The 12,598-nt window shown below is 25.4% G+C and carries 10 protein-coding genes; 7 read left to right on the top strand and 3 right to left on the bottom strand.

Features of this window, described 5'->3' with window-relative positions:
- Positions 1-137 precede the first annotated feature (137 nt).
- Positions 138-1,478 (bottom strand): tRNA (N6-isopentenyl adenosine(37)-C2)-methylthiotransferase MiaB, encoded by a 1,341-nt coding sequence (miaB, locus tag D9V73_RS02020; RefSeq protein ID WP_158336612.1) that lies wholly within the window; start codon positions 1,476-1,478, stop codon positions 138-140.
- A gap of 136 nt (positions 1,479-1,614) precedes the next feature.
- Positions 1,615-2,577 (bottom strand): tRNA-modifying protein YgfZ, encoded by a 963-nt coding sequence (gene ygfZ / locus D9V73_RS02015; protein ID WP_158336611.1) that lies wholly within the window; start codon positions 2,575-2,577, stop codon positions 1,615-1,617.
- Positions 2,578-2,870: 293 nt separating this feature from the next.
- Between ygfZ and prfB the strand changes: the two genes are divergently transcribed.
- The 6 genes from prfB (at position 2,871) to gmk (ending at position 9,592) form a co-directional block, all read left to right on the top strand.
- Positions 2,871-3,969 (top strand): peptide chain release factor 2 gene (gene prfB, locus D9V73_RS02010; protein ID WP_158336610.1). Its coding sequence is split into 2 segments (ribosomal slippage): positions 2,871-2,933 and positions 2,935-3,969, totalling 1,098 coding nucleotides; the frame shifts between segments, so codons are not numbered across the junction.
- A 47-nt stretch (positions 3,970-4,016) separates the two neighbouring features.
- A complete protein-coding gene (gene lysS / locus D9V73_RS02005; protein WP_158336609.1) occupies positions 4,017-5,510 on the top strand; it encodes a lysine--tRNA ligase in 1,494 nt (497 codons plus the stop codon).
- A gap of 192 nt (positions 5,511-5,702) precedes the next feature.
- Complete coding sequence (gene lysA / locus D9V73_RS02000; protein ID WP_158336608.1) at positions 5,703-6,962, top strand: diaminopimelate decarboxylase; 1,260 nt, start codon at positions 5,703-5,705, stop codon at positions 6,960-6,962.
- 279 nt (positions 6,963-7,241) lie between these two features.
- On the top strand, positions 7,242-8,099 hold the full coding sequence (lgt, locus tag D9V73_RS01995) for a prolipoprotein diacylglyceryl transferase (protein WP_158336607.1): 858 nt from the start codon (positions 7,242-7,244) through the stop codon (positions 8,097-8,099).
- 13 nt (positions 8,100-8,112) lie between these two features.
- Complete coding sequence (thyA, locus tag D9V73_RS01990) at positions 8,113-8,907, top strand: thymidylate synthase (RefSeq protein WP_158336606.1); 795 nt, start codon at positions 8,113-8,115, stop codon at positions 8,905-8,907.
- A 64-nt stretch (positions 8,908-8,971) separates the two neighbouring features.
- Positions 8,972-9,592 carry a guanylate kinase gene (gene gmk / locus D9V73_RS01985; RefSeq protein ID WP_187307837.1) on the top strand — a complete coding sequence of 207 codons (621 nt, stop codon included), beginning with the start codon at positions 8,972-8,974 and terminating at the stop codon, positions 9,590-9,592.
- Between the two features lie 196 nt (positions 9,593-9,788).
- Here gmk and typA read toward each other — a convergent pair whose 3' ends face one another.
- The gene (gene typA / locus D9V73_RS01980) at positions 9,789-11,606 is read right to left on the bottom strand and encodes a translational GTPase TypA (RefSeq protein WP_158336604.1); all 1,818 of its coding nucleotides are present in this window, start codon (positions 11,604-11,606) and stop codon (positions 9,789-9,791) included.
- A 280-nt stretch (positions 11,607-11,886) separates the two neighbouring features.
- Between typA and yihA the strand changes: the two genes are divergently transcribed.
- On the top strand, positions 11,887-12,498 hold the full coding sequence (yihA, locus tag D9V73_RS01975; RefSeq protein WP_158336603.1) for a ribosome biogenesis GTP-binding protein YihA/YsxC: 612 nt from the start codon (positions 11,887-11,889) through the stop codon (positions 12,496-12,498).
- The last annotated feature ends 100 nt before the right edge of the window (positions 12,499-12,598 follow it).

Raw genomic sequence — 12,598 nt, 5'->3', positions numbered from 1 at the left:
TTATTAATAATATAATAAAAAATTTTTTACATTTTATCAATTCTTTTATGTGTATTAATAAGAATATTATGTACGATTTTATATCGAATTTTATTTTATTTAATATATTATTTATTTAAAATAGGTTATTTTTAAAATTAGTTATTAAATTTTTTTGAATAATGTCCTCTAAGAGAGTTTGAGTTTATTTTAGTAATTTTTAAATTGATGAAATGTCCTATCATATTAGGTTTACCCTCGAAGTTTACTATGCGATTATTTTCTGTTCGTCCTGATAATTCCATTGGATTCTTATGTGATGGTCCTTCTATGAGAACTGTTTGTATACTTCCCAGCATTTTTTCATTCCATATTTTTGTATTTTGTTTAATTAGATTTTGAAGTACATAAAGTCTTTTCTTTTTTTCCTCTATAGATATGGTGTCTAATAAATCTGATGCTGGTGTACCTGGACGTGAAGAATAAATAAAACTAAAGCTAGCATCAAAATTAATTTCTTTAATTAGTTGTAATGTTTTTTCAAAGTCTTCTTGAGTTTCTCCTGGAAATCCAACAATGAAATCTGAACTAATTTGAATATTCGGACGAGCCTTAATTATTTTTTTAATAATGTCTTTATATTCTTTAACATTATGAGCTCTTTTCATCATTTTTAATATTCGATCAGATCCACTTTGTACTGGTAAATGAAGGAAACTAACTACTTTTTTAGTATCTGAATACACATCAATGATGTCGTCAGTAAATTCAATAGGATTACTAGTTGTAAATCTAATTCTATCAATTCCGTCTATTAATGCCACTAATCTTAATAATTCTGAGAATTGGCAGATTTTCCCGTCAAAAGTTTTTCCTTTATACGCATTAACGTTTTGACCTAATAAATTAACTTCTCGTACTCCCCTTTCAGCTAGTATAGAAATTTCTAATAATAGTTCATCGACCGGTCGACTAATTTCATGACCTCTTGTATAAGGTACAATACAAAATGAACAAAATTTATTACAACCTTCTATTATTGTTACGTAAGCTGTTACTCCTGGGAATTTAGGATATTCAATAAAGTCAAATTTCTCGATTACAGGAAATGTAATATCAATGATATGTTTATTTTTATTTTTGACTTGTTTTATCATTTCTGGCAGTTTGTGTAATGTTTGTGTTCCAAAAACAATATCAACATAATTTGCTCGTTTATAAATTTCTTCTCCTTCCTGTACAGCAACACACCCTCCTACTGCAATAATTATTGCAGGATTTTTTTCTTTTAATTTTCTCCATCTTCCTAGTTGGTGAAAAACTTTTTCTTGTGCTTTTTCGCGAATAGAACAAGTATTAAGGATTAGAATATTAGCTAATTCAGGAATATTAGTTTTTTTAAAATGATATTTATTTAATAGTAATTGGGTAATCATAGATGAATCGTATTCATTCATTTGACACCCCCATGTTTTTATATATATAGTATCTTTAGTCATAATATTATTGTACAAGAGTAAATATATTGAGTTAATAAATTATAGTATATATTGTATATTTAAATATGTTATAAGCTCGTAATTTGTATATATTATAGAATTTTATGTGAATATAACATTTTGAATAGAAGTTACTTTATGTTTGTACATACAAGTTATTATTTAAATCGTTTTCGATACGTATTATATTATTTACTGTAATATTTTTTCTTAATATTGCTTGAATCCATATTGTTGTTTCATTTATTCTAGAAACAGCTAAAATGTACCCTACTTTTCGCCATTCTTTATTATCTTCAATTTCTATTCTTTCTCCTATGTGCACAATTCGATTTGATTCTCCAATTAACCAATACAAGTTATATTTATTTAACTTTTTAAATTGTGCTTTAGAAACCATTTCTTGACCATAATAACATCCTTTTTTAAAGTCTAAACCGTTAAGATTTTCTAAGTTTAAAGATTGTGGAAGAAATTTTCCACTCATTTCTTTATCAATTATGGGATATTTACAAGAAATATCTAGAGCTAACCATAAATTACTATCATGTATTATTTTAGTCAATTTCAATATTTTTTTTAAAATAATGTTATTTTTTTCGGAAATTAACAAAAACCTTTCAAATGGATCACTGAACCATAATAAAATAATTTCATTTTGGTAATACACAGGTAAATTTTTATTTGGTAATTTTTTAAAATACTGTGATAATCGTTTTTTTACTGATGTTCCTATAATTCCTAGTAAATATAGATCAGCTTTATTACATATAGTTATGTTAGAGAAAATAGAATATTTTTTAAATTCTTGAATTTGCTTATTTGATATACTTTTTCTTTGAAGGTACATATAACTAGTTTCGTTAAGTCGAAATAGACGTAAGTTACTCCATACTTTTCCATTAATATTACAATGAGCACATAACATATGATTATTTTTATTTATTGAATTTATATTGATAGTTATTTTGTTTTGCAAATAGTTTTTGCTATCACTGCCTGTTATTGTTGTTAATATCCAATCGTTTAGTTCCATTAGTATGATATCTTCTTTGAAGAAATATGATGGATAATTACTTATATACTGTAATGTTGTCATAATTTTTCTTAATTTATATCAATAAGATAGGCATTTATTTTAAATTTTGAGATCGATATATATCTATATTTATCTATGTATAAGTAAATTAATGAAATAGGTATGTTATTATATAAAATTTTAATCTAAATTGTTTATCAGTCTAGTATTAAACTATTTTAAATTCAACGTATTTTGCAATATTTTATATATCGGATAAGTATATATAATATTGTTATATAAGATTTATGTTTTATTTTTAGTTTTAAAAAACATTTAATATTTTAAAAATATAATTGAGAGATAATTGAATAATGAATGAAATTAATTTGATACAGCGTCGAATTCAAGTTTGTTTTGATAAGTTAAATAGATTAAAGGAGTTTCTTTGACTATAATAAAAAAAATAATAAGTTATTAAAAATTAATCATAAACTAGAGTTACCTGAAACATGGAAGAGTCCAAGTTTAGTATCTAGTTTAAATCGAGAAAAGAGTACATTAGTTTCTTGTATTTCTGTTATAGATAGAATAAGTATGGATTTAAAAGGAATAGTAGAGATTTTAGCGTTATCGATTAAAGAAAATAATCAAAACTTATTATGTGATATTGTTGATGAATTAAATAAATTAGATAATGTTATTAGTAAATTAGAATTACATTCTATTTTTTCAAAAAAAAACGATTATTTAAATTGTTATTTGGATATACAATCTGGTTCCGGAGGGACAGAAGCTCAAGATTGGGCTAATATGTTATTTCGAATGTATTTAAAATGGGCTGATTTCAAAGGATTCAAAACAGAAATTATTGAAATAACATATGGAGAAATAGTCGGAATAAAATCTGCTACAATAAAAATATTAGGGAAGTATGCTTTTGGATGGCTTCGAACTGAAACAGGTATTCATCGTTTAGTAAGAAAAAGTCCATTTAATTCTAATAATCAACGTCATACTTCTTTTTCTTCTGCTTTTGTTTATCCTGATATTGACAATTCTATACAAGTTAAAATTAATTCTTGTGATCTGAAGATTGACGTGTATCGAGCTTCTGGAGCTGGAGGTCAACATATAAATAAAACTGAATCAGCTGTCCGAATTACACATATTCCTTCAGGATTAGTAACTCAATCTCAAAGTAGTCGTTCTCAACATAAAAACAAAGATATAGCATTAAAGCAAATAAAAGCAAAGTTATATGAAATGACTGTAAATAAAAAGAAAAATGAAAAAAAACTTCTTAACAATCAAAAGTCAGATATAAGATGGGGAAATCAAATACGTTCATATATATTAGATAGTTCTAAAATTAAAGATTTAAGAACAGGAATAGAAATAAATGATGTACAATCTGTTTTAGATGGAAATTTAGATTTGTTTATTAAGTCTAGTTTGATACGTGGTTTTTAAAGAAATATATAGTTTTATTAAAAAAATAAATCAAAGGTAAATGAAGTATGAGTAAATTTAATAATGAAGAACAACAAAGACGGAAAAAACTTCACTATATAAAAAACAATGGTTTTAATTTTCCTAATGATTTTAAACCTAGTAATCGTTCTTTAGATGTTAAAAATAAATACAAATCACATAGTAATAGTCAATTAAATGCTATAAAAATTTTTGTTAGTGTAGCTGGTCGAATTTTAAAAAAACGTATTATGGGAAAAAGTTCTTTTTTTATATTAAGGGATTGTCAGGGAGAAATTCAATTATATACTGCAGAACAAAATTTTACCGATAATTTTTACTTAGAAATAGTTAAAAAATTGGATTTAGGTGATATTATAGGAGCTCGTGGTAGTCTATTTAGAACTAAGACAGGAGAATTATCTATTTTTTGTACTGAATTGAAATTATTAACTAAATCATTGAGACCATTACCAAATAAATTTCATGGATTATATAATAAAGAAATAAGATATAGACAAAGATATTTAGATCTTATTAGTAATAAACATTTGCATTCTATTTTTAAAACGCGATCAAATATTTTTATTAGTATTCGAGAATTTATGTTAGAAAATGATTTCATAGAAGTAGAAACTCCAATGATACAAAATATTCCTGGAGGAGCTACTGCTCGTCCGTTTATTACTTATCATAATTCTTTGGATCTTAATTTATATTTAAGAATTTCTCCTGAATTATATTTAAAAAGATTAATTATTGGGGGATTTGATCGAATTTTTGAAATTAATAGAAATTTTAGAAATGAAGGGATCTCTACACGCCATAGCCCTGAGTTTACTATGATGGAAGTTTATATGGCTTATTCAGATTACAAAGATATGATGATATTTACTGAAAATTTGTTAAGAAGAATAGTTCAAGTAATCATGGGTGATTTAAAATTTAATTATGGACACCATGAATTAAACTTCGAAAAAAGTTTTTGTAAATTAACTATGAAACAAGCAATATTGAATTTTAATTCAAACATTATTTTGTCTGATTTAGATAATTTAGAAAAAGTTAAGAAGATAGTGAACTATCTTGGAATAAAAGTAGAACAACATTGGGGAATAGGTAGATTAATATCAGAAATATTTGATAAAACGGTAGAACAAAAATTAATTCAACCTACTTTTATTACTGATTATCCTATAGAAATTTCGCCTTTATCTAAAAGAAACAATTCTGACATTAATATTGCTGATCGATTTGAATTATTTATTTCTGGTTATGAATTAGCAAATGGATTTTCAGAATTAAATGATCCAGAAGATCAAAAGGATCGTTTTTTGAATCAAATGAAAAAACAAGATTTAAAATTAGGATATGACTCGACTTTTTATGATGAAGATTATATAACTGCACTTGAATATGGATTACCCCCGACTTCTGGACTTGGCATAGGAATTGACCGATTAATTATGATTTTAACTAATCAAAAAAGCATTCGTGACGTTATTTTTTTTCCTATTCTTAAGCCTATTGGTTCTCTATGATAAATTATTTTTAATTCATACATTATATTTGTAATATTTTTTACTATTTATCATATATTTTATATATTATAATTAATATTTCGGGTTTACTTTTTGAAATTTATTATTTTCAGTTATTTTAATACTACTATTAGTTTTTAACAATAATTTTCATAGATACGACGTTGATGTACTACTTTTGAGATCATAATGATGTTTAATTGTTTAAACAAAAAACAAAATACAATATTTAATCAACATAATATATTAAAATTAGTTAAAAAATATTCTTCTCCATTATGGATATATGATGCTAATATAATTTTAAAAAATATTAGAAAATTACGTCAGTTTGATGTAATTCGATTTGCTCAAAAAGCTTGTTCTAATATTCATATTTTGCGTTTGTTTCGTGAGAATGGAGTAAAAATTGATGCTGTTTCGTTAGGTGAAATTGAACGAGGGTTAATATCTGGATATAATTCCATTAATCAAGGAATTATATTTACAGCAGACGTTATTGATTTTTTGACGTTAAAGAAAATCAAACGATATCGTATTCCAGTTAATGTAGGATCAATTGACATGTTACACCAGATTGGTGAAGTATCTCCAGGACATCATATTTGGTTGCGTATTAATCCAAAGTTTGGCCATGGACATAATAAAAAAACTAATACAGGTGGAGAACATAGCAAACATGGAATTTGGGATATCAGTTTAACGATACCATTAATAAAAAAATATAATTTTAAATTAATTGGTTTGCACATGCATATTGGATCAGGGGTGGATTATTCGTATTTGGAACGTGCATGTGAAGAAATGGTTAAGCAAGTATTATGTTTTAATTTTGATATACAAATGATATCAACAGGAGGTGGTTTAACAATTCCTTATAAATTAAATGAGCGTTCTTTCGATATTAAAAAATATTTTACATTGTGGAACGAGGCAAGAAAAAAAATTTCTAGTCATTTAAATCATGTAGTTCAATTGGAAATAGAACCTGGAAGATTTTTGGTAGCAGAATCTGGAATACTAGTATCTGAAGTAAGATCAGTGAAAAAAACTAGTTCTAGACTATTTGTGCTTGTTAATGCTGGATTTAATGATTTAATTAGGCCTGTCATGTATGGGAGTTATCATCATATATCTGTTATTTCTGGTGATGGACGAGTGCTAAACGAAGAGAATACAAAAGAAACTGTAGTAGGTGGCCCGTTGTGTGAATCAGGAGATATATTTACTCAAAATAGCCAAGGTGATATAGAAGTTAGAATGCTACCCAGAGTTAAACCTGGTGATTATTTAGTATTTCATGATACTGGAGCATATGGAGCCTCTATGTCATCTAATTATAATAGTCGTCCGTTAATTCCAGAGATTTTATTTGAAGATGGACATTTCCGTGTTATTCGTCGACGTCAAACTATGGAAGAACTGTTAAGATTAGAAACGCATTGCGTATAACGAAGCGTATAAAAAGTACAAAATATTAATAATTAATATTTTATTTTAATAGATTATTTATAATAATAGATGAGTTATTATCAATATTAAAAATTGTATTTGTCTAATTTATAGATATTTATATTAGTTATTTCTTGCTATTATTACATTAAATATAAATAATTTTGCTATAGTTTATGAATTGAATACTACGTTTAACATAGTATGATTAATTTTATATTATAAATTTATTTTTTCGATAATACAATAAACATATTTTCAAGTAAGATGATAAAATCAATGGATAATACTTATATATTATTTCCTCATTTCAATCCTGTAATTTTTTCTATATTTAATATTTCTATAAATTGGTATGGAATAATGTATATTTTAGGATTTATGTTTGTTCTATATAGAGGCAGGATTTGTATACAAAAAATAGGATTAAATAAAAAGGAAATAGAAGATATTATATATTTCAGTTTTATTGGTTTACTTATTGGTGGAAGAATAGGATATGTATTTTTTTATAATCCTTTATTTTTTTTGAATAATATTCTGCATATATTTAAAATATGGGAAGGAGGTATGTCTTTTCATGGGGGATTATTGGGAGTAATTATAGTTATTTTTTATTTTTCACAGAAGTTAAATAAGAATTTTTTTATTATATCTGATCTAATAGCTCCTTTAATTCCTATTGGATTAGGAGCTGGAAGAATCGGTAACTTTATTAATGGAGAACTATGGGGGCGAATTGCTCCAGATTTTTATTTTTCTGTTTTATTCCCAAATTCTAAAATAGCAGATTTAGAAGCATCTAAAAACAATTTGGAATTGAAATTATTAATAGACAAGTTTGGTGTTTTGCCGAGACATCCATCTCAAATATATGAGTTTTTTTTAGAAGGTGTAGTTTTATTTTTAGTATTATATTATCTTTCGAAAAAAGTAAAAGTTAACGGGATTATTTCTGGTTTTTTTTTAATTATATACGGAATTTTTCGTATTATAGTTGAGTGTTTCCGTGAACCAGATTATCAAATAGGATTATTTAAAGAATGTTTGACTATGGGACAAATATTATCATTTCCTATGGTAATATGCGGTTTTTTAGTAATTTATATTCAATGCCGAAGAATTAAAAAATTTTAAGTAATAGGTTAATATGAAAATTTACTTGTTGTTGTTAAAGAAAATATTAAGTATAGGTAAGAATAAAAACGACCGTACTGGAATAGGAACTTTATCTATTTTTAGTCATCATATGAGATTTAATTTAAAATTAGGATTTCCTTTAGTTACTACTAAAAAATGTCATTTCACTTCTATTGTTCATGAACTTTTATGGTTTCTTAAAGGTGATACGAATATTAAATATTTAAATGATAATAAAGTTTCTATTTGGAACTCGTGGGCAAATGAATTTGGTGATCTTGGACCTGTATATGGGCATCAATGGCGAAGATGGATGAGTAATGATGGAAGAGAAATTGATCAAATAAAAAATATAATAGATCAAATAAAACGCAATCCTAATTCGAGAAGAATATTAGTTTCTAGTTGGAACGTTGGTGATTTAGACAAAATGGCTTTATTTCCATGTCATGTATTATTTCAATTTTACATTATAAATAATATCCTCAGTTGTCAAATATATCAACGTTCTTGTGATGTTTTTTTAGGATTACCATTTAATATTGCTAGTTATGCTTTATTAACTCATATAGTAGCACAGCAATGTTGTTTAAAAGTTGGTGATCTTTTTTGGACGGGTGGTGACGTTCATATATATAAAAATCATGTTGATCAAGTAAAAGAACAATTATTGCGAAATCCTTATAATCTTCCATCATTAATTATTAATACAAAACCGAAAGAAATATTTGATTATTGTTTTCAAGATTTTAATTTATCTGGATATCGATATCATCCTTCTATTAAAGCTAGTATAGCGATATAAAATTATTTATATTTATTTTTAATTTTATGAATATGTAGATAGATTTATTTCAATGTTAAATGTTATGGTAAAAGGTATACTATTTATAATCTCTGCTCCAAGCGGAACGGGAAAATCTAGTTTAATTCGAGAAATATTAAATACTAATGTATTATTCAAAATACAAGTTTCTATATCTCATACTACTCGCATGATTAGACCTGGAGAATGTAATGGAAAACATTATTATTTTATTTCCACTAGTCAGTTTGAAGCTATGATTAAAGAAAAAAAGTTTTTAGAATATGCGCAGGTATTTGATAATTATTATGGAACGTCTAAACAATCAGTATGTAAAAATCTATCAACAGGAACAGATATTTTTTTAGACATTGATTGGCAAGGAGCAAAACAAGTTCGTGATAAAATACCGAACTCTAGAAGCATTTTTATATTACCTCCGTCTAAAAATGAGTTGTATAGGAGATTATGTAAAAGATCACAAGATAGTGACTTTGTTATACAAAAAAGAATGGCACAAGCGGTATCTGAAATGAAACATTATGTAGAATACGATTATTTAATTATTAATGATGACTTTAAATTAGCTGTATCAAATTTAAACAAAATTATTCAGGTAGAACATTTATCAAGACGATATCAAACTAGAAAAAATGATACACTTATTCAACGTTTACTATATTAATAAGTGAAAAGTTAAAGCCGTTCGTTTTTATACCAACTAAAACAATATAAAATTTATGTATTATTCTTAGTATTTTATTCATATTGGTATTATTTAAACTATATAATTAATTAATAATATTTTATATTATTTTAAATAAAATGATAAATTTTTTATTACGTTAACTTTTTAAAATACTCACATTTCTTTTAAATCATTATTTATTTCTTGTAGCTATTTTTCTTTTATTTTCTGTTAGATTTTCTTTTCTTAATCTAATAGATAAAGGGGTTATTTCTACTAATTCGTCGTTGTTAATGAAGCTAATTGCATATTCTAAATTAACTTTTAATGGTGTAGTTAATGTGATTGCTTCATCAGAACCTGATGCTCTCATATTGGTTAATTTCTTTCCTGATAAACAATTTACAGTTAAATCGTTTATTCTATTATGAATTCCAATAATTTGGCCTTCATATATTTTTGTTCCATGTTCTATAAATAATTTTCCACGATTTTGCAAATTAAATAAAGAGAATCCTACTGCATATCCTGTTTTATTAGAAATGAGAACGCCATTTTTGCGTTGTCCAATGTTTTTAGATTGTATATTTCCATAATGACTAAAAGAAGAAAAAAATATTCCCGATCCTGAAGTAATAGTTATAAATTCTGATCTAAAACCGATTAAAGCATTGCTGCTAAGGATACAATCAATTTTAGTTCTATTATTCATGTCATTTTGAATAATATCAGTAATTTTCCCCTTACGTTCACTTATTAATTGCATAATTGTTCCTTGGTGCTTTTTTTCAATGTCTAGTATGACAATTTCAAACGGTTCTTGTTTTATCCCATTAACATTTTTAATAATTACTTTTGGACGAGATACTTCTAATTCAAATCCTTCTCTTCTCATAGTTTCAATTAATATTGATAAATGTAATTCACCTCGGCCAGAAACTGAAAATGTATTAGAGTTTTTTGTTTCGTGTACTTTGAGTGCAATATTGCTTTTTCTTTCTTTTTTTAATCGATTTAATATTTGTCTAGATGTAATGTATTTTCCTTCTGTTCCTGAAAAAGGGGAAGTATTAACAGAAAATAACATTTCCACTGTTGGTTCATCGACTTTTAATGTTGGTAATGGGTTGATGTTTTTAGGATCACAAATGGTATCAGAAATATTAAGTATTTCAATTCCTGTTATGGCTACTATATCTCCTGATTTTGCTATATTAGTATCTATTTTTTCTAACCCAAAATAATTTAAAACTCTTACTATTTTCCCATTAAATTTTAATCCATTATTATTCACTACAGTAATATTTTGATTAGGTTGTATAGAACCTTGATTAATTCGTCCAATTCCAATTACTCCCAAATATTTATCGTAATCTAATTGAGAAATTTGCATTTGTAATGTATTTTTTTCATTAATTTTAGGAGAAGGGGTATGATTTATTATCATGTCAAATAGTGATGACATATCAGATCCCATATTTTTATAATCTGTTCCTGATATACCAAGTAGTGCAGAAGTATATATAATGGGAAAATCAAGTTGTTCATCAGTAGCATTAAGATTAACAAATAAATCAAAGATTTGGTTGACTACCCAATCTGGCCTTGCATATTTTCGATCAATTTTATTAATGACTACGATAGGTTTTATTCCATAGTTAAATGATTTTTGAGTTACAAATCTTGTTTGTGGCATTGGTCCGTCTAGTGCATCTACTACTAATAGTACAGAGTCTACCATTGATAATACACGTTCTACTTCTCCTCCAAAGTCGGAGTGTCCTGGAGTGTCGATTATATTAATACGGTGGTTTCCCCATGTAATTGCAGCGTTTTTTGCTAAAATGGTAATTCCTCGTTCTTTCTCAAGGTCATTAGAATCCATAATGCGTTCGGATACTTTTTTGTGTTTTTTTAAAATTCCTGATTGTTGTAATAGTTTATCAATTAAAGTAGTTTTTCCATGATCAACATGAGCAATAATGGCTATATTTCTCAAATTCTTATTCATTTTGTTTATATCGCAAAAAATAGAAAGAAAATATGATTTTAAATTTGTATCATTAATATTATAAAATTTAATTTTAACATGTTTATTTTAAAATAGTAATGCATTTACTATATATTCGCAAAATAGAATATTTTTAAATACATTTTTATCGTTATTACATATATTTTACTATTTATTTATATTCACAGAATTATCAAATTATTTTGAATTTGTAATATATAATATTTTTATGTAATTATATTTTAAAAAATAATATTTTAAATGTATTAAGGATTTGATTATGTATATACAAAACTATCACAATACTATATTTTTAAAAAGTATTGCTAATATAAAAAAAGAAAAATATAGACATGGATTAGAAATTGCTATTATCGGTTATTCTAATTCTGGAAAATCTACTATAATTAATGTTCTAACTCATCAAAAAAAGTTAGCTAAAGTGAGTAAAACTCCAGGAAGAACGCAATTAATTAATGTTTTTGAGGTTGTTCCTAAAATTCGTTTAATAGATTTACCTGGTTACGGTTATGCTAGAGTTCCTAAAAATGTTAAATTAAATTTTCAAAATATGGTGTTTAAATATTTAAAAGTTCAAAAATGTTTAATAGGATTAATTATGTCAATGGACATTAGGCATCCTATTAAACATTTTGATAAAGTAGTAATTAATTTAGCGAAGCTATATAATATTCCAATATTAGTATTATTGAATAAAGCGGATAAACTATCACATTTAAAGCAACAAAAACAATTATGTTTTGTACGTAATAACGAGTTAATGCTATCTAATAATATAAGAGTAGAATTATTTTCCTCTTTTAACAAGATAGGGTTGATCGATTTAAAACATCAATTGAATTATTGGATATATAAAAACATTAATTTTTAAAGTTAGTATTTTTATTTCAAATACTTATTTTGATACAGTTGAAGAATAATTTTTGGTTTTACTTAAATTTTTCTAGTTATTATCATATGATATATTTTGT

This window comes from Buchnera aphidicola (Melaphis rhois) (assembly GCF_005080745.1).
GTDB classification, from domain to species: Bacteria; Pseudomonadota; Gammaproteobacteria; order Enterobacterales; family Enterobacteriaceae; genus Buchnera_B; species Buchnera_B aphidicola_AT.
The sequence above is the reverse complement of the archived record's forward strand: the minus strand, read 5'-3'. Positions and strand labels throughout refer to the sequence as shown.

Coding starts and splice junctions, on each gene's coding strand:
- typA (WP_158336604.1), bottom strand. CDS start 11,606: ATGAATAAGAATTTGAGAAATATAGCCATTATTGCTCATGTTGATCAT.
- miaB (WP_158336612.1), bottom strand. CDS start 1,478: ATGACTAAAGATACTATATATATAAAAACATGGGGGTGTCAAATGAAT.
- yihA (WP_158336603.1), top strand. CDS start 11,887: ATGTATATACAAAACTATCACAATACTATATTTTTAAAAAGTATTGCT.
- lysA (WP_158336608.1), top strand. CDS start 5,703: ATGTTTAATTGTTTAAACAAAAAACAAAATACAATATTTAATCAACAT.
- gmk (WP_187307837.1), top strand. CDS start 8,972: ATGGTAAAAGGTATACTATTTATAATCTCTGCTCCAAGCGGAACGGGA.
- thyA (WP_158336606.1), top strand. CDS start 8,113: ATGAAAATTTACTTGTTGTTGTTAAAGAAAATATTAAGTATAGGTAAG.
- lgt (WP_158336607.1), top strand. CDS start 7,242: ATGGATAATACTTATATATTATTTCCTCATTTCAATCCTGTAATTTTT.
- lysS (WP_158336609.1), top strand. CDS start 4,017: ATGAGTAAATTTAATAATGAAGAACAACAAAGACGGAAAAAACTTCAC.
- ygfZ (WP_158336611.1), bottom strand. CDS start 2,577: ATGACAACATTACAGTATATAAGTAATTATCCATCATATTTCTTCAAA.